A 24,633-nucleotide genomic window follows, 5' to 3' on the forward strand; every position below is an offset into this window, starting at 1 on the left:
GTGCATCAAGGTCATAAGCGACTTCGGCAACTCCAGCGCTAAAGAAGTTCGCCCCTGACAGACGTTCTAAACGCAGTAGTTAGGCATCCTAAATAACGGGAGGCGGGCGCACGCTCGTGCTTACGAACTTCGCATTTCAATAATTCAGAGATAACGACATGAACAGGGCATATCGGACCATCTGGAACAACGCGCTGCGCGCATTCGTCGCGGCGTCGGAGTTGGACACGTCGGGCGGCAAGGGAAAGTCAGGGGCGGCTGCCTCAGTGTGCGATGGACGCAACGGTGAACGCGGCGAGTGCCGGTCTCTCGCGCCGCATGGTGCGAATCCGCGCGTGCTGACGGTGCTGCTCGCAATGGGTGTGGGCGGATGGAGCGCGCAGGCGCAGGCCCAGGTGAGCTGCTCCACGGCGCCCTACAATTTTTATAGCGGCAGCAACACGTGCGTGGGATTTCAGTCGGCAGCCAGTGGGGGCGGAGCCACTGCGGTAGGTTATGGCGCCAACAGTACGGGAATCAATGCGTTGTCGGTCGGTTTTCAGGCCATTGCGGCTGCTACCAACGCCATTTACATGGGCGCCCGCACTGCTGCCGGTACGGGCGCGACCGCGTCGGCGGCGATTGGCATCGGTACGGATGTCACCGCTAGCGGAACGTCGGCCATTGGTATCGGCCTTGACGCAGTTTCCAGCGGTAACGTCTCGACCGCGGTCGGCCCCCTAGCGAAGGCGACTGGGGACAACGGCGTCGCGATGGGCGCGAGTTCACGCGCTGCCGCTTCGGGCGCGGTGGCCGTGGGCAGTGGAGCCATCGGTTCGCAAACCAACGGAGTAGCGGTGGGTGCGGGAGCCAGTGCCGCCGGTGTCAACGCGATCTATCTGGGCGCGCGCACCGGCGCGGGCACCGGTTCGACCGGACTGTCGTCCGTTGCGATTGGCACTGACGTTACTTCTACCGGCGACTATGCCACTGCCTTCGGCTTCCAGGCGGTGGGGAGCGGAGCAGCAGCGGTCGCGATGGGTTATATCGCCAGCGGCTCCGGGACGCATGCCGTTGCTGTCGGCTTCCAGTCTATCGCCAGCGGCCTCAACGCCGTGTATCTGGGGGCGCGTAACACTGCGGGCACGGGCGCAACCGCGGCGGGGGCCATTGCCGTCGGCACGGATGTGAAGTCAACCGGCCCCTCTTCGCTGGCGGCGGGTACAGTGGCTGCGGCCACTGCGCAGAACGCAGTGGCACTAGGGGCGGGAGCTACCGCCTCGGGACTCAATTCGCTCGGGATGATGAACGGCTCGAGCGCCAGCGGTGCCAACGCAATAGCACTCGGTGCGTCGGACTCCGTCGCGCAGGGCGGTTCGTCTGCGCCGGCGGCCGTCGGCGGCGCCGCGGCCTCAGGCATTCGCGCGATTGCGATCGGCTCCGGCGCGAGTTCGGCGGGTTCCTCGTCGATTGCGATAGGCGATTCAGCCGGCACGGGCGCCAATGCAAACGCCATCGCGATGGGCACCAATGCATCGGCGTCGGGAAGCAGTGCTGTTGCGTTGGGCAACCAGGCGGCGGCAAGCAACGGTAATGCGACGGCTATCGGCTTTACGTCGCAAGCCCTGGCCGCGTCGACCGTAGCCATTGGCGACAGCAACACAGTATCGGCGAGCGCGGGTGCCGGTTCGATTGCCGGCGGCCACAACTCTCAAGTGTTGAGCGGCACCGGTGCTGTCGCGCTCGGTCAAGCGCAGACAGTCAGCGGCAACGGCGCGGTTGCCATCGGCGATCCGAATAGCGCAACGGGCAATGGCGCAATCGCGGTAGGCGCCGACAACACGGCAACCGGCAACGGCGCGCTCGCGCAAGGCAACGGCAACACGGCGAGCGGCCAGGGCGCCGTCGCGCTCGGCAACGCGAGCAACGCAACGGGCGCGAGTGCGCTCGCGCTCGGCGACTCAGCAGTGGCGAACCTGGGCGGCGCGATTGCGTTAGGCGCGGGCGCGTCGGCGACCAATGCGAACGCAGTGGCGCTCGGCTCCGGCAGCACCACTGCGGCAGCGGTCGACACGGCGACCGTCACCGTGGGCGGCGTCACACGCGCAGTGCAAGGCACGACGCCCGGCAGCACGGTGAGCATCGGCTCGGTGGGCAATGAGCGCACGCTCACGAATCTCGCCGCGGGCCGCGTGAACGCGACGAGCACGGACGCAGTGAACGGCAGCGAACTGTATGCGACCAACCAGGCGGTCGACAGTCTGACGAGCGGCACCGTAGGCCCGTTCGTGTCCAACAACTCCGTCACGTCGACGCAGCCGGTTTCCTCCGGTGCGAATGCCGCAGCCGGCGGCTTCGGCGCTTCCGCGACCGGCGCGGCCTCGCTCGTCGTCGGCAATCAGTCCACCGATAACGGCGTGGCAAATTCCACCGTGCTGGGCCAGGGCGCGAGCATCGCGAGCGGCGTCACCGGTTCCAATGTGGCGCTGGGCCAAGGGTCGACGGTCACGTCGGCCGCGGTGCCCACCGCCAGCGGCACCATCAACGGCACGAGCGTCATCTACGCGGGCGGAGCGCCCGCGGGCGTGGTCAGCGTCGGCACCTCGGCCGCGCCGCGTCAGCTGACCAACGTCGCGGCCGGGCGCGTGAGTGGGTCGAGCACGGACGCCGTGAACGGCTCGCAGCTTTTCGCCGCCGATACCGCCATCAACACGATAGGCAGCCAGGTGACGAACCTGGGTAACAGCGTGGCCTCGAGCTTCGGCGGCGGCACCACGTACAACAGCACGACCGGGGCGCTGACCACCAGCCTCAGCTACGGCGGCAACACCTATACCTCGGTGCAGAATCTCATCACCGCCATCACCGGCGGCGGCAGCGCGCTCGGCATCAAGTACTTCCACGCGAACTCGACGGCGCCGGACAGCCAGGCACTCGGAACCGACAGCGTCGCGATAGGCCCGAACGCGGTCGCCAACAACACGGGCGATGTCGCGCTCGGGTCCGGCTCGCAGACCGGCACCGCCACGCCGACGGGCAGCGCGACGATCAACGGGACCGTATACAGCTTCGCGGGCGCCAATCCGACCAGCGTCGTAAGCGTGGGCGCGGTAGGTGCCGAGCGGCAAATCCAGAACGTGGCGGCGGGCAGCCTGAGCGCAAGCAGCACGGACGCCGTGAACGGCTCGCAGTTGTATCAGAGCAATCAGGCGATCGACGCGCTCGCGACCACTGTCGCCGCCGACAAAACGCACTACTACAGCGTCAACGACGGCGGCACGCAAGGCGGCAACTACAACAATAACGGCGCCACTGGTCTGAACGCGCTGGCGGCGGGCGTGGCAGCGACGGCGAGCGGCGCGAGCAGCTTCGCCGGCGGCAACGGCGCTTCCGCGCTCGCGGACAACGCGGTTGCGCTTGGCGCGCTGTCGAGTGCATCGGTGGCGGGCGGCGTCGCGATTGGCTCGGGCTCAGTGTCCGACCGCGCGGTGCTGTCGGGCGTCGGCTCGATTGCCAATGGCACGCATTCGATCCCGTTTAACACCGCGGACCAGACGCTGCTCGGCGCCGTGTCGTTCGGCAGCGCAAGCGGCAATACGTATCGACAGTTGACGAATGTCGCCGACGGCACGCAGGCGCACGACGCCGTAACTGTCCGGCAGTTGGCCGGCGCACTCTCGTCCTTTGCGGTGACCGGGCAGATGTACTTCCACGCGAACTCGACGGCAGCGGACTCGCTTGCGGTCGGCGCCGAGTCGATTGCCGTTGGCCCGACGACAGTGGTCAACGGCGACAACGGCGTGGGCATGGGAAACGGCGCAATCGTCGACTCGACCGCGCCGGGCGGCGTTGCAATCGGTCAGGCTGCGAATTCCGCGCAGGCTGATGCGATTGCTGTGGGCAGCGGCTCGGTGGCAAGCGGCGCACAGTCTATTGCTCAAGGCGCGAATGCCAGCGCAGCGAACGCCGGTTCCATCGCAATCGGCTCAGGCTCGCACAGCACCGCAATCGACGCACTCGCGTTGGGCGCCGGTGCGAGCGCGTCGTTCGCGAACAGCGTCGCCCTCGGAGCCGGTTCGCTTACAACGGTCGGCGCTTTGAGCAATTACATCGCGTACGGACTGAGCAGCCCGCAGTCGTCGGCGGGCGAAGTGAATGTTGGCAACCGGCAGATCACCGGCCTCGCGGCCGGCAAGGCCGGCACCGACGCCGTCAATGTATCGCAGCTCGATGCGGTGGCAAACCGATTGACCACACTCATCACGCAGCAGACGACCAACAACGGCGGCAGTTTCTCGTCGTCGCCCGGCACGCCGACGCCGCCTGCGTCGTCAGGGTCGAACTCCTCGGCGGGTGGACAGGGTGCTGTGGCGTCCGGCACCAACAGTTCAGCGGTGGGCAACGGCTCGAACGCGTCGGGCAACAATTCGACCGCGCTGGGGGCCGGGGCCACGTCGACGGGCGCCGGATCGACGGCGGTCGGCGCGAATAGCAACGACGGCGGCCGCACGAATGTGGTAGCAGTCGGCTCCGCTGAAACCAATCGGCAGGTCATCAATGTTGCAGCCGGCACCGCGCCTACGGATGCAGTCAACGTCCAACAGTTGAATGCCACGCTGTCTCAGGCCAACGCCTATACCGATGCGCGCATGAACGACCTGCAGAACGGCATCAACTCGACCGCGCGCAATGCGTATTCGGGTATTGCGGCGGCGACCGCGCTCACGATGATTCCGGAAGTGGACAAGGACAAAACACTGTCGCTCGGTATCGGCACGGCGGGCTTTCGCGGATATCAGGCGGTGGCGATCGGCGGCACGGCACGCCTGACGGAGAACCTGAAGATGAAAGCCGGTGTTGGCATGAGCCCCGGAGGCACGACGGTCGGCGTCGGCGCGGCCATGCAATGGTAAGTCGTAGAGGCGGGGCCGCAGGGGCGCGTCCCGCATTCTTCGCCACACACAGTCTATGGAGTACCGGATGAACCGACTCTTTTTCGCAAGCCTTCTATCTGCCGCCGTGCTTCTCGTGACCGGATGCACGGCAGCGAGTGGTCCGACCTTCAACGCCTATTCGGTCGATTCGAGCAACAGCGCGAGAACATACCGTGCCGAGTGCCACGGACTGTTCGAGAGTGCGTCGACCTGCATGGACGTCGCGCGACGTATCTGCGGCGACAAGCCGGTTCAACCGATCGACAAAATCGATGTGGTTCGCGCTGCCAACGACACACGGAGCGACCCGCGCGTTCTGCTCTTCCAATGCGGCCAGGAGGTCAGCAGTACGACGCCCGCCGAAACCGGTGCGGTCGCTACTGAAGCAGCCACGCTGGAGAATTTCGCGCTGGAAAGCGATGCGCTGTTCCCGTTCGGCAAGTCGGCGCCTGAGTCCATGTTGCCGTCCGCAAAAGCCAAACTCGACGAGATCGCCGTGCGCATCCGCCAGCACGAGCAGGTGAGCGCAATCACGGTCGTGGGCCATACCGATAGGCTCGGTCCCGAGTCGCTCAACGCGCCGTTGTCGCAAGCGCGGGCCAACACCGTACGCGACTATCTCGTTGCACACGGGTTGGACGGCAGCATCATTCACGCGAAGGGCGTGGGCTCGAGCCAGCCGAGGACGCACTGCGCGAATGGCGACGCTCGCGCGCTGATTACGTGTCTGCAACAGGATCGCTATGTATCGATCACAGTTCAGCGGCGCAAGTGATGTGAGCCGCCCTGAGATCTGGGTCGTAAAACGTCCTTGATCAAGCGCATGTTCATCCAATGCAAGGGCATGCTCTCTCCCTCAAGGGACGGCGAGCATCACCCATGTAGTTGATGCCACGCGAACCTGATGGACACCACTTTGGTGCTTGTATCAGTCACCGCCTACGACGGTCGGCACAATTCGCTTATCGCCGACGTGCCGGCACCGCTCCTGCGATAGTGTTCACGCGTCCGCTTGTTTGGCTACTCGCGCACCGCCAAAGGCGTCGAGAAGACACACAAGGCGATTAGCGAAACGCCTGAATTTATGACGGTCAGCGTCATGCGTTCGAGTGCGCCGGGACGCGGGAAGGGGCCGGCACGCGATAACGGCCAAGCGCAGCAGCACGGACATCAATCAGCCCGCGCAAACCACCTCAATCACGCAACCTGAAATGCCCCACGAGCGCCTTGAGCGCTTTCGCCTGATCGTCGAGCGAGCGCGCCGCGGCAGTCGCTTCCTCGACCAGCGCCGCATTTTGCTGCGTGCCCTCGTCCATCTGCGTCACAGCCTGATTGATTTCCTCGATGCCGGCGCTTTGCTCCGACGACGCAGCCGAAATTTCGCCCATGATGTCAGTCACGCGCTTGACCGCCTTCACGACCTCGTCCATCGTGCGGCCGGCATCGCCCGCAAGGCTCGAGCCATTGCCCACCCGCTCGAGCGACGTATTGACGAGCGTCTTGATTTCCTTCGCGGCTGCGGCGCTGCGCTGCGCGAGCGAGCGGACCTCCCCGGCGACGACGGCGAACCCGCGCCCCTGCTCTCCCGCGCGCGCCGCTTCCACCGCCGCGTTGAGCGCGAGGATGTTCGTCTGGAATGCAATGCCGTCGATCACGCCGATGATGTCGCCGATGTTCCGCGCGCTTTCGTTGATCTCGCCCATCGTCGTGACAACACGCGACACAACGGAGCCGCACGTCGACGCAATCTCGGACGCATTGTTGGCGAGCGTGCTCGCCTGCTTGGCGTTATCGGCGTTCTGGCGCACCGTCGACGTCAGCTCCTCCATGCTGGAAGCGGTACGCTCGAGCGAGAGCGCTTGTTGCTCGGTGCGCCGCGACAGGTCGAGGTTGCCCATCGAGATCTCACCGGCCGCCGACGCAATCGCTTCGGCACTGCTGGCGATCTCGCCCACCGTCGAGGCAAGCCCGGTCTGCATATCGGAGAGCGCGAACAACAGACTCGAGCTGTCTTTCCTGCCCAGCGCGATCGGATGCGAAAGGTCGCCGGCGGCAATCTTGCTGGCAATATCCTTCGCGTATCCGGGCTCCCCGCCGAGTTGACGCGTGAGGCGCCGCACCACCCATTCGCTAACGACCATCGCCACGCCGATCAATGCGGCCGTCATGGCTGCCATCATCACGAACGACGATTTGAAGATGAACGCGGACGCCGCAATCGTCGCCTTGGCCTGCGCGCCGCGCTCGGCGACGAGCGCATCGACGAGCTTTTCGAGCTTGCCGGTCTCGACGAGCAACGAGACGTCCTGCATGCCGACTTGCCAATTCATCTGGGAAAGATCGAGCGATTGCGCCTTCACGAGCGTGACAAAATCGCGCAGATGAGCGCTCCATGCCGAGACCGCCGCCGCCAGCGCCTTTTGCTGCGCCAGCTCGACGTTATCTGCACCGTCGGTATATTGCTTGAGGGTATCGAGTTGGCCTGTGATGGCAGCAAGCCCTTTGTCGATCTCGGTGCCGAGTTCGTCGCGCTCCTTGGCCGTCGTAGCCGTGAGCAGCATTTTCTGGGCGCGGCTGGCACGCAGCAGATTACCGCGGATCTCCTCGGCCGCCCGGCTGGCGACATGTCCTTGGTCGTAAATCGATTGTGAGGAATCGTTGAGCCGGCTGATTTGCGTCAACGCGAAAATGCCGATTGCCAGCGTGCCGAGCAAAAGCACGGCAAAGGCGAGCCGCAACGATGCCTTCACAGACAAACCGCTGAGCCTCGTAAGTGCAGCCCTCTTTTGCGACCGGCCGCCGGTCCCTTCGCTGTCTGATACAAACCCCGCGCCCGGATGCTTGCGCAGCGAGACTGCCTTCATTCGAACCCCCTTCTTATGACGCACCCGCCTCGTGGGCAGTGCGAGCAGCCGATGCAGCTGCCTCCCGCAGTTCAACGGCATCGCACCGATCTTTCTTTAGGGCCAAGATGCCCGGGGAAACCCGGCCTGCATGCTTTTCTTCACAACAGATGTCTCAAACACGACAAATAATGTCCGAACACTCTATTTGAGACAAATTACACTGGCGGGTATCGATTCGCCGCTTCGCCGTAGCTTCGTCGTAGCTCCGTCGTACTTTGCACGTGCCATCGCCGGCCGAAAGCTGGCGGCCCTTCTTTTTTTCAGGATGTCCCGCATGCAGAAAAATGCTCTTGCGACGCAAGCCGCGGCCGCGATGCCGTCCTCGGTCGCCGCCGGCGGCGCGCCTGTGCGCACCGCCTATTCGGTGCTCGGTGCGATCAGCTTCTCGCATCTGATGAACGACATGATCCAATCGCTGATTCTGGCGATCTATCCGATGCTCAAGGCGAGCTTCTCGCTGTCGTTCATGCAGATCGGCCTGATCACGCTCGCCTATCAGATCACCGCGTCGCTACTGCAGCCGCTCGTGGGCTATTACACGGACAAGCGTCCGATGCCCTATTCGCTGCCGGTCGGCATGGGCTTCACGCTCACGGGCCTGCTGCTGATGTCGGTCGCGCCGAACTTTCCGATGTTGCTTTTAGCGGCAGCGCTCGTCGGCTGCGGTTCGTCGGTGTTCCACCCGGAATCCTCGCGCGTGGCGCGCATGGCCTCGGGCGGCCGCTATGGGCTCGCGCAGTCGCTGTTCCAGGTGGGCGGCAACGTCGGGAGCTCGCTCGGGCCGCTGCTGGCGGCGCTGATCATCATTCCGCACGGGCAGCGCAGCATCGCCTGGTTTTCGGTCGCCGCGCTCGTCGCCATCGTCGTGCTGGCGAACATCGGCCGCTGGTACAGCCGGCACCCCGCCACCAAGAAAAAAGGCGGCGCCCGCGTGGGCCATCCGGAGTTGTCTCGTCAGCGCGTGGCGTTCGCCATCGGCGTGCTCGTGCTGCTCGTGTTCTCGAAGTATTTCTATCTCGCGAGTATCAACAGCTACTTCACGTTCTATCTGATCGACAAGTTCCATCTGAGCGTGCAGGCCGCGCAGATCCACCTGTTCGTATTCCTCGCAGCCGTGGCGGCCGGCACGATCATCGGCGGGCCGATCGGAGACCGCATCGGGCGAAAATATGTGATCTGGGCTTCGATTCTCGGCGTGGCGCCGTTCACGTTGCTGCTGCCGTACGCGAATCTCTTTTGGACCAACGTGCTCGTCGTCATCATCGGCGTCGTGCTGGCCTCGGCATTCTCGGCCATCCTCGTCTATGCGCAGGAGCTGATTCCCGGCAAGGTCGGCATGGTCGCGGGGCTGTTCTTCGGCTTCGCCTTCGGCCTCGGCGGCGTCGGCGCGGCGGTACTCGGCAATCTGGCCGACGCCACCAGCATTGCCTACGTCTACAAGGTCTGCTCGTTCTTGCCGCTGATCGGCGTGCTGACGATTCTACTGCCGGACCTCGAATCCAAACGCGCCAAGGCGTGATGCGTAGCGGCCCACCGGGGCCGCTTTTTTTGGGGGGGATTATCCGTATTTCGCGGTTGAAGCCCTACGCTAAATGCCCCGACGCCCGATGCGATCGTTCGGCCCAAACGGCTTTCCGTGCTTCGGCGCCGAGATACAAGCAGTTGTCGTCCATCCACGCGTAAATCTCATCAATGACCCCCGTGTCCTTACCGGCGGAGAGTAACTTCTTGATTCGCTTAAAGGCGCCCTGGTGAGCCTCCAAGCGTTTGTCGGCCACGAGTGTTCGCAGAGCAAGTTTTTGCTTTGACTCTTCGATCAGCACATTGAATTGGTGTCTGATATCTTCTTGTGCCTGCGTGATTCCAGCGATGTCTTCACGAGTTGCGAGATTCTGCCCCTTCGTGACAAAGTAGCTGCGCAGAAACGCGCCAACAGCACTGCCAAATGCACTGCAAAGAAGCACGAGGAGGAATGCGTTCAGGCTCATGTTTTCCTATCTTGCTTCCGTTGAATACTGCACCTGTTCGTCGATATTTGCGACCAGAGAACTACAACTCTTAATGAGTTCGACGATCGCCGCCTCGTCCACGCCGGTGGGCTTGCTCCAATTTTTAGCATGCGATACCGCAGTTACGTCCTTTCCCGTGTGTCGGCACCGACGGCGTTTTCCTTTAGTCAAAGGGATTCAACAACCTAACCCCTGTTCCTGCAAAATCCTCGACGTTGCGCGTCACAACGGTCAGGTCATGAATCAAAGCCGTGGCCGCAATCAGTTTGTCCAAGGCATGCTCTGGATGAGCCACCCGGAGCCGTCCCCATAGCTGGCCGATTTCTTCGTCTACAGACAGAACATTTTGGGCAAAGTCAGCCATGATTGCCCCGAGCCACGTTTCGAGGATTGTCGCCTGCTGCGTGTCGCCCCGGTGTCGGATCAACTCGACCCCACGGCGCAATTCCGCAACAGTAACCACAGACAAATAAATATCGCTGTCCTCTCGCATTGCTCGGCGGAAGAAAGCACGCACCCCTTTGTTCGCGCGGTCCCGTTTTCTGACCTCGCTGATAACGTTCGTATCAACCAAATACACGCGATGCCTCGCCGTCATCGACGCGCTCAAAATCCGAATCCGCACCGACGTTTGGAATCCCCCTCAACACTTCCGCGAAGCTTTTACGCTTGGGCTTGCGCAAAGCCTTTGCGAGTATTTCGCGATGCTCGGCTTCGGCGCTGCGGCCATGAGCAGCGGCCAGCTCGCGCAAACTCTGGACCAAGCTGTCGTCCACGTTGCGCACCAAAAGATTTGCCATTGCAGTAACTCCTGTGATGTTGCTATCAATGATAGCAATAGGACGGAGGAATGCAAGCATTGATATCATCGAATACGCAATGCGGTTCTTAACTGATATCGGCTCATTGCGGAGTTTTTTTCAGTCCCATTCCAAGTGATTGAAGTCGGATAGCGCGTCTAGTTGCTCGCGCACCGTGACGTCCAGATTGGGTGAGACGTGATCCAGGTGCGAATGCCCGAGCAATAATTGAACGGTGTCCAGCGAGTCCTTGCGCGACAAGGCGAGCTCGCAAAGGTTCGGCGGCCACTATGGCTGCTATGACCGGCACTGAGGCCTGCTGCGCGGTACAGACTGGTGACATAGCTCTGTAGGCTGTCTGCCGCGAGGTATTCGACCGTCTCACCATCGAAGTCGACTCGGCGCTTGACGCTTAGCTCGAACGCGCTGCCTTTCTGTGTGAGCCCCGCGCCCTCCGGTGGCGGTGGCCCGGCTACGCGACGGCGGCGTATGCCTCCAGAAAGCGCCGCAACACTCCCGACGAATAAGCGCCGGCAATATCTGTCAGAAACGAGGTGAACGACGCAGTTGCGTGGTCATCGGCCGTATCGGAAATCGTTCTGACGATCGCGCAAGCCACGTCGTGCTCGTAGCAGACCTGCGCAATGGCCGCGCCCTCCATTTCAACCGCAAGCGCGTCCGGCAGCGCCTCGGCAAGCGCGCGCACTTCGGCGGCGCTCGACACGAACCGGTCACCGCTCGCAACCAGCCCGCGGTGCACGCATATGCCGGCAAGGCCAAAGCGCTCTGCAAGCGCTGCGCCCTCGTCGGCGACAAACCGCTCGCAAGCGGCCGCCAGCCGGTCGGTCAGCGCGGTATCGGCTTCGAAGCGCGACCGTTCGAGCAACGGCACTTCATAGCGCGGAAATAGCGGAGACGCGTCGAGATCGTGTTGGATCAGCGCATCGGCCACCACGATGTCACCCACGCGGACTTGCCGGCCCACACCACCCGCCACGCCGGTAAACACCATTTTTTCGACGCCGAACGCATGGATCAACGCACTGGCGCTGGCGGCAGCCGCCACCTTGCCGACGCGCGCCAGCGTCACGACACAGCGCACGCCGTGCACGCTGCCTGTGTGGTAATCGCGCCGACCGAGCGTCACGGTGCGCATCGTGCCTTGTGCGCGCATCGCATCGACGAGATCGCCAAGCTCTTGCGGCAAAGCGGCCAGTACACCGAGCGCACCGGGCATACGCAACGCGCGCTCGCGCTTGTCGTGATTGTTTTTATCGTCGTACATGCTCAATCGACCAATTGCAGTTTAGCCACGGCCAGCGCGAGCCATTTCTCGCCATGCCGCTTGAACCGAACCTGCGCTCGCGCATCGGCACCACTGCCCTCGAGCGCGGTAATAGCCCCCTCGCCGAATTTCGTGTGAAACACTTGCTGGCCGACACGGAAACCCGTGTCCGCGGCCCGCTGCTCATTGGCGAACGCCGGCAACGGCGTCGGCGCCGCCGCCCCGCCCGCATAGCCCGCCTGGCGATCGGGGCGCGCGAACCAGTCGCGCCCCCAGGCCGCATTGTCCGAGCGCCCGCCCCAGCGCGAGCCGGGCTCCGCCTTCGGCGTCAGCCATTTGAGCGTTGCCTGCGGCAGTTCGTCGAAAAAGCGCGAACGCACGTTGTAACGCGTCTGGCCATGCAGCATGCGGCTTTGCGCCAACGACAGATACAGCCGCTCTTTCGCACGCGTAATGGCCACATACATCAGGCGACGCTCTTCCTCGAGCCCGTCCGGGTCCACCGCGCTGTTCTCGTGCGGAAACAGACCCTCTTCGAGTCCCGTGATGAAAACGGCCGTGAACTCGAGACCTTTGGCCGCGTGCACCGTCATCAGCTGCACGGCGTCCTGGCCCGCTTGCGCCTGGCTGTCGCCGGCTTCGAGCGACGCGTGCGAGAGAAAGCCGGCAAGCGGCGTCATCGTGTCGGGGTTTTGTGCCGGCTCGGCCAGCCCCGGCGCATCGAGCACCGTGGTGACACCGTCACCGGCGTCGAAAGCAAGGCCTGTCGCGGCGCTTGCGCCCGGCGCCAGCGGTATCGAACGCGCTGGCGTGTCGAGGCCATAGCCCTCTTCGCTGACGAACGCCGTGGCCGCGTTGACGAGTTCCTGCAAGTTCTCGAGCCGATCCTGCCCTTCGCGCTCACCTTCGTAGAAGTCGGCCAGGCCGCTCGTGCGCACGACGTGCTCGACGGTCTCGGGCAGACTCATGCGTTCGGTTTGCCCACGCATTTTTGCAATCAGATTGGCGAACGCCGCGAGACTCGAGCCGGCCTTGCCCGCCACATAGGGGATCGCCGCGGCCATCGATACGTCGTAAAGCCGCGCCGCGTCGGCCAATTGCTCGATCGACCGCGCGCCGATGCCTCGCGTCGGAAAATTGACGACGCGTGCGAAAGCGGTGTCGTCGTTCGGGTTGTCGATGAGCCGCAGGTAAGCCAGCGCATGCTTGATTTCCTGCCGCTCGAAAAAGCGCAGCCCGCCGTAGACGCGATACGGCACGCTCGCGTTGACGAGCGAATGTTCGATCGTACGCGACTGGGCATTGCTGCGATAAAGCACGGCAATCTCGCTGCGCGCGAGCCCATTGTTCATCAGCGCCCGGATTTCTTCGACGATCCAGGCGGCTTCCTGCATATCGGTTGCCGCCTCGTAGACGCGCACCGGTTCGCCATGACCCGCGTCCGTACGCAGGTTCTTGCCGAGCCGGCGTGCGTTATTGGCAATCAGCTCGTTGGCGGCATCGAGAATATGTCCGTGCGAACGATAGTTCTGCTCGAGCTTGATCAAATGCCGAACGTTGAATTCGCGCTCGAAATCGCGCATGTTGCCGACGTTCGCACCGCGGAATGCGTAAATCGATTGGTCGTCGTCGCCAACCGCGAAAATCGCGCTCGACTGCCCCGCGAGCAGCTTGAGCCACGCGTATTGGAGCTTGTTCGTATCCTGGAATTCGTCGACGAGAATGTGCCGAAAACGCGCCTGATAGTGCGCGCGCAGCGGAGCGTGATGCGCGAGCAACTCATAGCAGCGCAACAGCAGCTCGGGAAAATCGACGACACCTTCGCGCTGACATTGCTGTTCATAAGCGCGGTAGAGTTCGACGAATTTCAGATTGAAGTTGTCGGTGGCATCCACCTGATCCGGACGCAGCCCTTGCTCTTTTGCGTTGTTGATGAAGTACTGCAGATTCTTCGGCGGATACTTCTCGTCATCGACGTTCAGGCCCTTCATGAGCCGCTTGATGGCCGAAAGTTGATCGGCCGTATCGAGAATCTGGAACGTCGCGGGCAACCCGGCATCGCGATGGTGTGCGCGCAGCATCCGGTTGCACAGGCCGTGGAAGGTGCCGATCCACATGCCGCGCGTATTGATCGGCAACAGCGCCGTCAGACGCGCCGTCATTTCGCGCGCCGCCTTGTTCGTGAACGTGACGGCCAGCACGGTTGCGGGCGAGGCGAGTCCTTGCTGGATGAGCCAGGCGATACGCGTAATCAGCACCCGCGTCTTGCCGCTGCCGGCGCCGGCCAAAATCAGCGCCGGCTCGTTCGGCAGCGTGACGGCCGCAAGTTGTTCGGGGTTCAGGTTGGCAAGCAGATCGGGCATGGAAGAAGCGGTCAAGACAGCGAGGAAAGCAACGAGGAAACGGGCGGCGGATGTGGTGCGGCGTCCATTATAAGGTGCGAATAAGACGGCAAGCCGGCTCAAAGCGGTCGTCCGATCGGTCAAGCCTTTATAATTCAAGGTTTGCAACGATCTTTTCACGCATTTTTCGGCGGATTTCCAACCATGAGCGACACCACGCTGGCGAAGAGTTTCGAGCCCCAGACGATCGAGGCCCAATGGGGCCCCGAATGGGAAAGACGCGGCTATGCCGCGCCGTCGTTCGAGCCCGGCCGCCCCAATTTTTCGATTCAGTTGCCGCCGCCGAACGTCACGGGCACCTTGCATATGGGGCACGCGTTCAATCAGACCATCATGGATGGCTTGACGCGCTATCACCGCATGCTCGGTCATAACACGCTCTGGCTGCCGGGCACCGATCACGCGGGCATCGCCACGCAGATCGTGGTCGAGCGCCAGCTCGATCAGCAAGGCGTGTCGCGCCACGATCTCGGGCGCGAGCAATTCGTCGAACGCGTATGGGCCTGGAAACGGCAATCGGGCTCGACCATCACGCAGCAAGTGCGCCGCCTGGGCGCCTCGATCGACTGGTCGCGCGAATACTTCACGATGGACGACAAGATGTCGAAAGTCGTCTCCGAAGTATTCGTGCGCCTTCATGAACAAGGGCTGATTTACCGCGGCAAGCGCCTCGTGAACTGGGACCCGGTGTTGATGACGGCCGTATCCGATCTGGAAGTGGCAAGCGAAGAGGAAAACGGCCATCTTTGGCACATCCGCTATCCGCTGGCCGACGGCAGCGGCCATCTGTGCGTCGCCACCACGCGCCCCGAGACGATGCTCGGCGACGTCGCGCTGATGGTGCACCCGGAAGACGAGCGCTACGCCGCGCTGATCGGCAAACACGTGAAGCTGCCGTTGACCGAGCGCGAGATTCCGATCATTGCCGACGATTACGTCGATCGCGAATTCGGCACCGGCGTCGTGAAAGTCACGCCGGCGCACGATTTCAACGATTATCAAGTAGGCCAGCGCCACGGCCTGCCGCAAATCGAGATCCTCACGCTCGACGCGAAGATCAACGACAACGCGCCCGCCGCCTATCGCGGCCTCGAACGCTTCGAAGCGAGAAAACAGGTCGTTGCCGACCTGGACGCCGCGGGCCTGCTCGATTCAGTGAAGCCGCACAAGCTGATGGTGCCGCGCGGCGACCGCACCGGCGTCGTGCTCGAGCCGATGCTGACGGACCAGTGGTTCGTCGCGATGAGCAAGCCGGCACCCGAAGGCACGTTCCATCCGGGCAAATCGATCGCCCACGCGGCGCTCGACGTCGTGCGCGGCGGCCAGATCAAATTCGTCCCTGAGAATTGGACGAGCACTTACTATCAGTGGCTCGAAAACATCCAGGATTGGTGCATCTCGCGCCAACTCTGGTGGGGACACCAAATTCCAGCCTGGTACGGCGACAACGGCGAGATTTTCGTCGCTCGCAGCGAGGACGAAGCACGCGCCCAGGCGGCCGTGCGCGGTTACGCGGGCGCCTTGAAGCGCGATGAAGACGTGCTCGACACCTGGTTCTCGTCGGCGCTCGTGCCGTTCTCGTCGCTGGGCTGGCCGAACGAGACGAAGGAGCTGCAGTGCTTCTTGCCGTCTTCCGTACTCGTGACCGGCTTCGACATCATCTTCTTCTGGGTCGCGCGCATGATCATGATGACGACCCACTTCACGGGGAAGGTGCCGTTCGAAACCGTCTACGTCCACGGCCTCGTGCGCGATCACGAAGGCCAGAAGATGTCCAAGAGCAAGGGCAACACGCTCGACCCGATCGATATCGTCGACGGCATCGATATCGAAACACTGGTCGCCAAGCGTACAACGGGCCTGATGAACCCGAAGCAGGCCAGCTCGATCGAAAAGAAAACGCGCAAGGAGTTCCCGGAAGGCATTCAGGCCTTCGGCACCGATGCGCTGCGCTTCACGATGGCATCGATGGCCACGCTCGGGCGCAACGTCAACTTCGATCTGGCCCGCTGCGAGGGCTACCGAAACTTCTGCAACAAGCTTTGGAACGCCACACGCTTCGTGCTGATGAATTGCGAAGGCAACGACTGCGGCTTTGCGAAGCCCAAACCCTGCGCGCCCGGCGACTGCGGCGCGGGCGGCTATACGGACTATTCGCAGGCCGACCGCTGGATCGTTTCGCTGCTGCAGCGTGTCGAATCGGAAGTCGAAAAGGGTTTTGCCGATTACCGGTTCGATAACGTCGCCAACACGATCTACAAGTTCGTCTGGGACGAATACTGCGACTGGTATCTCGAACTCGCGAAGGTGCAGATTCAAACCGGTACGCCGGCGCAGCAACGCGCCACGCGCCGCACGCTGTTGCGCGTGCTGGAGACCGTCCTGCGTCTTGCGCATCCGATCATTCCGTTCATTACCGAAGCGCTCTGGCAAAAGGTCGCACCGCTCACCGACAGCTATCCGGAAGGCGTGGCCGCCGGTGCAGCGTCCATCATGGTGCAGCCGTATCCGCGCGCGCGCGAAGCGAAGCTCGACGAAGCCGCCGAACGCTGGGCGAGCGATTTGAAAGCCGCCGTCGATGCTTGCCGCAACCTGCGGGGCGAAATGAACTTGTCGCCGGCCACGAAAGTGCCGCTGCTCGTGCAGGGCAGTGTCGCGCAATGGGAAAGCTTCGCCGGCTACGCCCAGGCGCTCGCACGCTTGTCGGAAGTGCGAATCATGCCGGACGAAGCCACGCTCGATCGCGAAGCGCACGGCGCACCGATCGCAATCGTCGGGGGTGACAAGCTGGTGCTGAAGGTGGAAATCGACGTTGCGGCAGAGCGGGAGCGGCTCGGCAAGGAAATTGCTCGGCTCGATGGTGAAATTGCCAAGTGCGCTGCGAAACTCGGCAACGAATCTTTTGTCGCAAAAGCACCAGCAGCCGTCGTGGAGCAAGAGCAGAAAAGGCTGTCACAATACCGTGACACCGTAGCCAAGCTGAGCGCGCAGCTGGCACGGCTGCCTCTATGACGCACCAAGGCGACGCGTGCTGGACGAGTCGTTTCGACACAGCCAATCGATAAAACCAGGGTAATGCCATGCTAAAAGTCACCAAGGCAGTCTTTCCGGTCGCCGGTCTCGGCACACGGTTTCTCCCCGCCACGAAGGCGAGCCCCAAGGAGATGCTGCCGATCGTCGATAAACCGCTGATCCAATACGCGGTTGAAGAGGCGATGTCAGCCGGCATCACCGAAATGATTTTCGTCACGGGCCGCAGCAAGCGCGCCATCGAGGACCACTTCGATAAATCGTACGAGATCGAAGCCGAGCTCGAAGCGCGCGGCAAGCAACATCTGCTCGAGCTCGTGCGCAGCATCAAGCCGAGCCATGTCGATTGCTTCTACGTGCGCCAACCCGAGGCGCTCGGCTTGGGCCACGCCGTGTTGTGCGCCGAGAAGCTCGTAGGCGAAAATCCGTTCGCCGTCATCCTCGCCGACGACTTGCTCTACGCCGTGCCGAGCGTGATGAAGCAGATGGTCGACGTGTTCGACCACTATCACAGCTCGGTCATCGGGGTCGAGGAAATCCCTCCGCAGGAGACGAAGTCGTACGGGATCGTCGACGGCAAGGAATGGGAAGACGCGATCATCAAAATGTCGGGCATCGTCGAAAAGCCGGCGCCCGAAGTCGCACCGTCGAATCTCGGCGTCGTGGGCCGCTATGTGCTCAAGCCGCGCATCTTCGAGCACTTGCGTGCAATCAAACCGGGTACGGGCGGCGAAATTCAACTGACCGATGCTATTCAGTCGCTGCTCGCCGACGAGCAAGTGCTCGCCTACAAGTACCACGGCACGCGTTTCGATTGCGGCAGCAAGCTCGGTTATCTGAAAGCGACGGTCGAGTTCGCGCTGCGCCACCCGGAAGTGGCCGAAGATTTCGAGCGCTACTTGCGCACGCGCTCGCCTGTGATGGATAGCTAAGCGCGCTGACAATCAAAAGCGGTAGGTAGGTCGCACCGATTTTGATGATCAGATAAAAGCGATATCGGTCGATTTTGTCGCGCAGCTGCTGCTGCTCCTCCGCGTTGACGTTGGCCTGCCCCCGCCTCTGCCACGATGGCGGGCGGAACGTCGAAGTCCAGATGCGGGCGTCCATAGGCGACGCCCGCGTCGAAAAAAAGCCCCCACCCTTTGGTTGCACGCGGCGAATGGCCAAAGCCGATGCCGACATAGGGCCGCAGCGCCGGATAGGTCGCCTTCGCATAAATTTGCTGGCCGAGCGCCGGGTACGTCGGTTCACACATGGCTTGTGCAATCAAAAGCTAGTCGAACAGATCGCTGAATACTTGCGCTGCTGACCAATTTGGTCGGCATCTGAAATGAGTCTGCGTGCGGCTTGAGAAATTGATCAAGAAATACGTTGATTCATTCGAATCGACGAGCGGACCGATAATGACTGTTCTGCTCTATCGCTATTGTTGAAACGTCATTGCGAAACCCGTACTATTTAACGCGATTTCATCACCGAGCTCCAAAATGTGGCGATATGCCCGCGCTGTTTGCGAGGCTTCAACAACAGGATCGATCATGACTGACGAGACACCTGAACAAACCGGTTTGACAAGGTGGAAAGCCGCGCTCGACAAAGCCGTGAGCGATGCAAAGTGGAACGAGTATGACTGCGAGATCCGAACAGCGGTTGGCGAATTCAATACCCACCTCGCCGGTTCCGCCGGCTATTTGCCATTGGACTGGCGACTCGTCAAAGCGATGCTATGGACTGAAACCGGTGCAGAACGCAAGGAATGGAAGACGAAGCCGATGCAAATCGGCGTGCCCGGCGACCCGGGGCTCGCTTCGCTCCTGTCCGGGACGGAGGGTGGTGAATTGATCTTGCCACCGCGATGGAAAGGCCGCCTAAGCGCAGTGTCGGCGCAAACCATGCCGAGCCAGAACATCCGCGCTGGCATTGGTTATCTGTTGATGCGCATGGCCGACTTCGGATACAAGAGCGTCCTCGCCGCAGACACGAAAGCCTATGAAGTCACGGTCAAAGCGGGCGATAACCTGGACAGAATCGCCAAGGTAAAAGGTACAACTATTGAACTACTGAAAAAGCTCAATCCGGCCGCAAACGTGCTCAGACCGGGTCAACTGCTGAAATATCAGAAGGCGTCGATACAGCGCGTGATCACTGGATGGCGCACTATTTCAACGGCATCGATCGCCCAGCGGTACAACGGCGGCGGCGATCCTAACTACGCAAAGAAGCTCGATTACGCTTTAAGTCTCATTCAAAAAACTAAGGACGTCGCATGCACGCAATAAAATGGCTCGTGCTATTCGCGGCGCTGTCTTTTTCGGCCGCGGCCAATTCGTCGCGCGCGGCTACGCTTCAAGATGAGCGTGCCATTCGCGAGCAATGCAGCGAATACGCTGAAGCAGGCATGCGCGACTGCCTCGACAAAAGCGTCCGGGAAAGCGAAAAGGCACTGAATGACGCCGAACGAAAAACGCTCGACGCGATTTCCAAGTGGGATGAAGATGCCAAGTTCATCGGACTCGCCAAAAATAAACTGCGATCTTCGGGCAAAGCTTTTACCGAGTATCGCGCGGCGCAATGCGCATTTGCGGCATCGCTGGGCGGCGGCGCTATCGGCAATGCCCTCGACATGCGGCGCGCCGCATGCGTGGCCGAGCTGAACAATCGCAGAGCCGAGCAATTGCGCTCCGCAGCCGGCAACCTACCTCAACGGTAGGCGCGTCCTTCGCGCCGCTGCGCGTCAGCGACGGCGCATCAGGAAAACGAAGGTTTTATCCTGCGCACTGCTTTCGACGATTTCGTTGCCCGTCTGTTTGGCAAACGCTGCGAAATCGCGCTGCGAGCCCGGGTCTGTCGCGAGCACCTTCAAGATCTGGCCGCTTTGCATATCGGCCAATGCCTTTTTTGCGCGCAAAATCGGCAGCGGGCAATTCAGCCCCCGGGCATCGACTTCCTTGTGAATTTCCATCGGTAATCGACCTTCGTTGCGAGAACGCCGAATTTTACCGCACGACACCCATTTGCCGCTTGGCGCTTTTCCGGCTAAAGCACCACCGGCGTCCCCGTCTCCAGCGCTTCGCGCAACGCCAGACCGATACGCGTGGCCTCGAGCGCATCGGCAAGCGTCGCACCAGCCGATTCCGATCCCGATGCCCCCCGCTCTCCTCGAGCGCCGATCGACGCAGCAAACGCCTGCGCCTCGTGCAAGAACGCCTCTTCGAAGCGATCGAAGAACGTCGGCGTGCATTCGTTGCGCACGCCGCTCTCGTCGTAAATCTCGACGCGACTCGCACGCGGGTTATGCCCGACCGACAACGCACCCGCCGTTCCTATGATTTCGCTGTGCGTATCGTTACCATGCGCCATCGTGCGCGAAGCATAGAAAACGGCGAGCCGACCGCCTTCGAATTCGACGACGCCCACACCGTTATCCACATCGCCGCATTCGCGCAAACCCTCGTGCAAAGCGACCGTGCCCGCAGCATAGGCACGCGTCGCACGCGCATGACCGAAAAACCATCGCGCAATATCGATGTCGTGCACCGTGCAGTCGAGAAAGATGCCGCCCGAGTTCGGTGCAAATCGCACGAAAAAGCCCTCAGGGTCGTTCTTGTCGGTCGTTTGCGAACGAATCATGAACGGACGGCCGATCTTGCCTGCCATCACCTTCTCGTAAGCATCTCGATAGCTCGGATCGAAACGCCTCATGAAGCCGATCGTCGCTTGCAGTTCAGGATGCTCGCGCGCGAATGCGAGCACATGCTCGCATTGTGCAACGTCGAGCGACAAAGGCTTCTCGCAGAATACATGCTTGCCCGCAGCCAACGCGGCCACGATCTGCTCGGCATGCAACGACGATGGCGTGACAAGCCAGATCGCGTCGATGTCGCCATCGGCCAGCATCGCGTCGTACTCGGCATAAAGGCGCGGCTCGGGCAACGCGTCGCGCGCCCAGGCCAATTCGTCGTCGAGCGGACTGCAAACAGCCAGCAGCGCAGCCCCCGGTACGCGGTAAGCCAAATTCGTCGCATGCCGCTTGCCAAGGCGGCCGAGCCCTACGACGCCAACCCTGACCGGCGCGCGCTTGGCGGAAATCGTCATCGTTTTGCTCCCCGTCAGGCGCTGACTTCATCGATCCGCACGGCGCGACCCTCGCGCCACGAAAGCGTGGCCGCGTGCGCCAACTCGAGCGCTTTCACGCCGTCGGCGATCGTCGTGCGCACGGGCGTGCCGCGCGTGAGCGCGTCGAAGAAATGCGCGATCTCGCTCGCATACGCGGCGCGGTAGCGTTCGAGAAAAAACGCTTCGGGCACGTCGGTCGACACAGCGCGGGCCGTGTAGGCCGCAACCTCGGTTGGCCGCACGTTCCCGGCTTGCAGCATGCCCTGGCTACCCAGTACCTCGAAGCGCTGGTCGTATCCGTACGCGGCACGCCGCGTCGTGTTGATCTGGCACAGCCGGCCCCGTTTCGTGCGAATTGTGACCGCCGTCGAATCGACGTCGCCGGCCTCGGCGATGGCCGGGTCGGTCAGGCAACTGCCCGTTGCGTGCAACGTCTCAGCCTCGTCGTCCAGCAACCAGCGAAAGATATCGAAGTCGTGAATCAGCATGTCCTTGAAGATGCCGCCCGAGCGCCGGATGTAATCGACGGGCGGCGCACCCGGGTCGCGGCTCGTCACCACCAACATTTCGGGTATGCCGATCTCGCCGGCATCGAGCCGCGCCTTGACGGCAGCGAAGGTCGGATCGAAGCGCCGCTGAAAACCGATCATGCAGATGACGCCGGCTCGTTCGACAGCCTGCGCACACACACGCGCACGTTCGAGCGCCAGATCGACAGGCTTTTCGCAAAACACATGCTTGCCCTCGGCAACCGAACGCTCGATCAGGTCCGCATGCGTATCGGTGCTCGAACAGATTACCGTGGCACCAATCGACCGATCGGCAAACGCCGCGTCGAGATCGACAGCCTGCGCGCCATGCTCGCTGGCCAGCGCGGCGGCCGCCTCGCGATTGACATCGACCACATACTTCAACCGCACGCCGGGCTGACGCGCGAGATTGGCCGCATGAATGCGGCCGATGCGGCCCGCCCCCAATACCGCGACATCGATTTCATCGCGCGAGTGATCAGTCATCGTATCCTCCAGTGTCTTTCGATTCTTCGACTTTCAATTCCAGCCTGTATGCCAGCGCGACAAAGAGCGCCTGGCATAAGCAAATCGTGCTCGTCAGCGCGCGAAATGCGAACGCGCTGCCTTCCTTCACAAATAGTTGTGCGCTCGCATAACGCGCGAGCGGTGACATACGGCTGTCGGTGATGACAAGCGTCTGCGCCTGATGATGATGGGCAAGACGCAAGCAGTACTGCGTTTCCCGCCCATACGGCTCGAAGCTGATCGCCACCACCACGTCGCCCTTTTTCACGCTGCGGATCTGCTCTCGATACATGCCGCCGAAACCCGAGATCAAATGCACGCGCTTGGCCGTATGCTGCAACGCATAGACGATGTAGGTAGCCACGGCGAACGAGCGCCTCACGCCCACCACATAAATGTTTTCGGCGCGCTCGAGCATCGTGACCGCAGCGTCGAACTGCTCGTCATCGAGCGCGGTGTCGAGCTCGTCCAACCCATTGCGGCACGCCACGATGAACTCGCGCGCCACGGCGCGACCGGACAAGCGCCCCGGCTTGTCGTCGATCAGCTTGCGAATGCGCTGTTTGTACGTCTGCCCCGAGGGGCTTTGGTTCGTATAGGCCTGCTTGAAGACTTCTTGCAGATCGGAAAACCCCGAAAAGCCAAAGCGCTGCGCAAAGCGCACAACCGCCGACGGATGCACGCCGCAACTCGCGGCAATGTCGCTCGTGCGGTCCACCATCACGCTCGAGCGATGCTGCTCCAGGTAAGTCGCCACGCTTTTCAATTGACGCGGCAGCGAATCATACGAATCAGCCACGCGCTGCATCAACTCATCGACGCTGGGCAGTTCGTCTGCGCTCGGTTCGGACATGCCGTGGTTTCCTTTTGCAATTGCCGTCGATGCGGATTATAGGCGGGCCGAATTGGAAATGGAACATATTTTCCATTTTCATCAACAATGAAATTTTCTTTGCAATCGGTCGCGAGTTGGCCTACTCTTTTCGGTGAGCGACACGATCCGTTAGCGCCGGGTTAGCGCCCGTTGGTGGCTTCGCTCGAGACCATATAACTTCGAACAGGTGGAGACAAATGAGACAAGGCAACCGCAAGGCTGCGTTAAAGACGCTCGCCGCGACGCTCGCATCGGGGCTCGCGTTCGCGTTCACGCCGCTTGCCATACCCACTGCGCACGCGGCCGATGCGAAGTTCGTGCTGATCAGCCACGCGCCCGATTCGGACTCCTGGTGGAACACGATCAAAAACGCGATCAAGCAGGCCGACGAGGACTTCAACGTTAAGACGGATTACCGCAATCCGCCGAACGGGGAATTGTCGGACATGGCACGACTCGTCGAGCAGGCCGCCGCGCGCAACTATGACGGCGTGATCGCGACGATTGCCGATTACGACGTGCTCAAAGGGTCGCTGAAGAAAGTCACCGAAAAGCACATTCCGCTCGTGACGATCAATTCCGGCACGGAAAAGCAAAGCGAGGAACTGGGCGCGATCATGCATATCGGCCAGCCCGAATACGAGGCCGGCAAGGCCGCCGGCAAAAAGGCGAAGGCCGCCGGCGTCAAATCGTTCCTCTGCGTGAACCACTACGCCACGAACCCGGCTTCGTTCGAGCGCTGCCGCGGCTTTGCAGAGGCAATCGGTGTCGACTTCAAGACCTCGACGCTCGACGCGGGGCAAGACCCCACTGGCATTCAGACGAAAGTAAGCGCGTATTTGCGCAACCATCCGAATACCGGGGGGGTGTTGGCTCTCGGCCCGGACTCGGCCGCACCGACGATCAAGGCGCTGCAACAGATGGGGCTCGCCGGCAAGATCTGGTTTGCGACGTTTGATTTCTCGGACGATATCGCCAAAGCAATCGATGACGGCACGATCCAGTTCGCGATCGATCAACAGCCGTATCTGCAAGGCTATATCCCTGTGGCGGTGCTTGCGATCGCCAAAAAAGATCACGTGACCGATCCGGCCAAGATCGAAAAGATCCTGCAGGAGAATCCCAAGTTCCAGGCGCGGCTCAAGGCCTATGGGCTGCAACCAGTCTACGATCCGAAGACGATCCGCTCGGGCCCGGGATTCATCACGAAAGCGAATCTCGACAAGGTCAAGAAATACGCAGGCCAATTCCGCTGACGCGG

General features: G+C 62.0%; 19 protein-coding genes. 8 read left to right on the top strand and 11 right to left on the bottom strand.

The genetic code is table 11. The features are described from left to right. Positions 1-158 precede the first annotated feature (158 nt). Both ACSQ20_RS12445 and ACSQ20_RS12450 read left to right on the top strand, forming a co-directional pair. Positions 159-4,892, top strand: a complete 4,734-nt coding sequence (locus tag ACSQ20_RS12445; RefSeq protein ID WP_436020337.1) for a YadA-like family protein — start codon at positions 159-161, stop codon at positions 4,890-4,892. A gap of 67 nt (positions 4,893-4,959) precedes the next feature. Next, complete coding sequence (locus ACSQ20_RS12450; protein WP_436020339.1) at positions 4,960-5,688, top strand: OmpA family protein; 729 nt, start codon at positions 4,960-4,962, stop codon at positions 5,686-5,688. Between the two features lie 418 nt (positions 5,689-6,106). Here the strand turns inward: ACSQ20_RS12450 and ACSQ20_RS12455 are convergent, their stop codons facing one another. Beyond that, positions 6,107-7,777 carry a methyl-accepting chemotaxis protein gene (locus ACSQ20_RS12455; protein ID WP_436020341.1) on the bottom strand — a complete coding sequence of 557 codons (1,671 nt, stop codon included), beginning with the start codon at positions 7,775-7,777 and terminating at the stop codon, positions 6,107-6,109. 316 nt (positions 7,778-8,093) lie between these two features. Between ACSQ20_RS12455 and ACSQ20_RS12460 the strand changes: the two genes are divergently transcribed. After that, complete coding sequence (locus tag ACSQ20_RS12460; RefSeq protein WP_436020343.1) at positions 8,094-9,338, top strand: MFS transporter; 1,245 nt, start codon at positions 8,094-8,096, stop codon at positions 9,336-9,338. Between the two features lie 64 nt (positions 9,339-9,402). On the opposite strand, the gene ACSQ20_RS12465 is transcribed toward ACSQ20_RS12460, so the two are convergent. The 6 genes from ACSQ20_RS12465 to ACSQ20_RS12490 all read right to left on the bottom strand — a co-directional run bounded on the left by ACSQ20_RS12465 (position 9,403) and on the right by ACSQ20_RS12490 (position 14,276). Then, positions 9,403-9,807 (bottom strand): hypothetical protein, encoded by a 405-nt coding sequence (locus tag ACSQ20_RS12465; RefSeq protein WP_436020345.1) that lies wholly within the window; start codon positions 9,805-9,807, stop codon positions 9,403-9,405. Between the two features lie 184 nt (positions 9,808-9,991). Further along, positions 9,992-10,408 (bottom strand): type II toxin-antitoxin system VapC family toxin, encoded by a 417-nt coding sequence (locus ACSQ20_RS12470; protein WP_436020347.1) that lies wholly within the window; start codon positions 10,406-10,408, stop codon positions 9,992-9,994. Beyond that, a complete protein-coding gene (locus ACSQ20_RS12475; protein ID WP_436023068.1) occupies positions 10,395-10,628 on the bottom strand; it encodes a FitA-like ribbon-helix-helix domain-containing protein in 234 nt (77 codons plus the stop codon). Before ACSQ20_RS12475 ends, ACSQ20_RS12470 begins: the two co-directional genes overlap by 14 nt. Positions 10,629-10,748: 120 nt before the next feature. Further along, the gene (locus ACSQ20_RS12480) at positions 10,749-10,889 is read right to left on the bottom strand and encodes a hypothetical protein (protein WP_436020349.1); all 141 of its coding nucleotides are present in this window, start codon (positions 10,887-10,889) and stop codon (positions 10,749-10,751) included. 211 nt (positions 10,890-11,100) lie between these two features. Continuing rightward, positions 11,101-11,913 carry a 5'-methylthioadenosine/adenosylhomocysteine nucleosidase gene (locus ACSQ20_RS12485; protein ID WP_436020351.1) on the bottom strand — a complete coding sequence of 271 codons (813 nt, stop codon included), beginning with the start codon at positions 11,911-11,913 and terminating at the stop codon, positions 11,101-11,103. A 2-nt stretch (positions 11,914-11,915) separates the two neighbouring features. After that, a complete protein-coding gene (locus ACSQ20_RS12490; RefSeq protein ID WP_436020353.1) occupies positions 11,916-14,276 on the bottom strand; it encodes a UvrD-helicase domain-containing protein in 2,361 nt (786 codons plus the stop codon). 183 nt (positions 14,277-14,459) lie between these two features. On the opposite strand from ACSQ20_RS12490, the gene ACSQ20_RS12495 reads away from it, so the two are divergent. The 4 genes from ACSQ20_RS12495 (at position 14,460) to ACSQ20_RS12510 (ending at position 20,055) form a co-directional block, all read left to right on the top strand. After that, complete coding sequence (locus tag ACSQ20_RS12495) at positions 14,460-17,327, top strand: valine--tRNA ligase (protein ID WP_436020355.1); 2,868 nt, start codon at positions 14,460-14,462, stop codon at positions 17,325-17,327. A gap of 68 nt (positions 17,328-17,395) precedes the next feature. Further along, a complete protein-coding gene (gene galU, locus ACSQ20_RS12500) occupies positions 17,396-18,277 on the top strand; it encodes a UTP--glucose-1-phosphate uridylyltransferase GalU (RefSeq protein WP_436020357.1) in 882 nt (293 codons plus the stop codon). Between the two features lie 606 nt (positions 18,278-18,883). Continuing rightward, positions 18,884-19,624: a LysM peptidoglycan-binding domain-containing protein gene (locus tag ACSQ20_RS12505; RefSeq protein ID WP_436020359.1), complete on the top strand. Its 741-nt coding sequence runs from the start codon at positions 18,884-18,886 to the stop codon at positions 19,622-19,624. Then, on the top strand, positions 19,612-20,055 hold the full coding sequence (locus ACSQ20_RS12510) for a lysozyme inhibitor LprI family protein (RefSeq protein ID WP_436020361.1): 444 nt from the start codon (positions 19,612-19,614) through the stop codon (positions 20,053-20,055). The genes ACSQ20_RS12505 and ACSQ20_RS12510 overlap by 13 nt, the downstream gene beginning before the upstream one ends. A gap of 24 nt (positions 20,056-20,079) precedes the next feature. Here ACSQ20_RS12510 and ACSQ20_RS12515 read toward each other — a convergent pair whose 3' ends face one another. The 4 genes from ACSQ20_RS12515 to ACSQ20_RS12530 form a co-directional block, all read right to left on the bottom strand. Further along, entirely contained in the window at positions 20,080-20,307 is a 228-nt protein-coding gene (locus tag ACSQ20_RS12515; protein WP_173254743.1) for a sulfurtransferase TusA family protein, read from the bottom strand. Between the two features lie 74 nt (positions 20,308-20,381). Beyond that, on the bottom strand, positions 20,382-21,440 hold the full coding sequence (locus ACSQ20_RS12520) for a Gfo/Idh/MocA family oxidoreductase (RefSeq protein ID WP_436020363.1): 1,059 nt from the start codon (positions 21,438-21,440) through the stop codon (positions 20,382-20,384). 14 nt (positions 21,441-21,454) lie between these two features. Continuing rightward, the gene (gene iolG / locus ACSQ20_RS12525) at positions 21,455-22,477 is read right to left on the bottom strand and encodes an inositol 2-dehydrogenase (RefSeq protein ID WP_436020365.1); all 1,023 of its coding nucleotides are present in this window, start codon (positions 22,475-22,477) and stop codon (positions 21,455-21,457) included. Continuing rightward, on the bottom strand, positions 22,470-23,351 hold the full coding sequence (locus ACSQ20_RS12530; RefSeq protein ID WP_436020367.1) for a MurR/RpiR family transcriptional regulator: 882 nt from the start codon (positions 23,349-23,351) through the stop codon (positions 22,470-22,472). Before ACSQ20_RS12530 ends, iolG begins: the two co-directional genes overlap by 8 nt. Positions 23,352-23,569: 218 nt before the next feature. Between ACSQ20_RS12530 and ACSQ20_RS12535 the strand changes: the two genes are divergently transcribed. Beyond that, positions 23,570-24,628 (top strand): sugar ABC transporter substrate-binding protein, encoded by a 1,059-nt coding sequence (locus ACSQ20_RS12535; protein ID WP_436020369.1) that lies wholly within the window; start codon positions 23,570-23,572, stop codon positions 24,626-24,628. Positions 24,629-24,633 lie beyond the last annotated feature (5 nt).

The organism is Trinickia sp. LjRoot230 (genome assembly GCF_964253315.1).
Taxonomy (GTDB): domain Bacteria; phylum Pseudomonadota; class Gammaproteobacteria; order Burkholderiales; family Burkholderiaceae; genus Trinickia.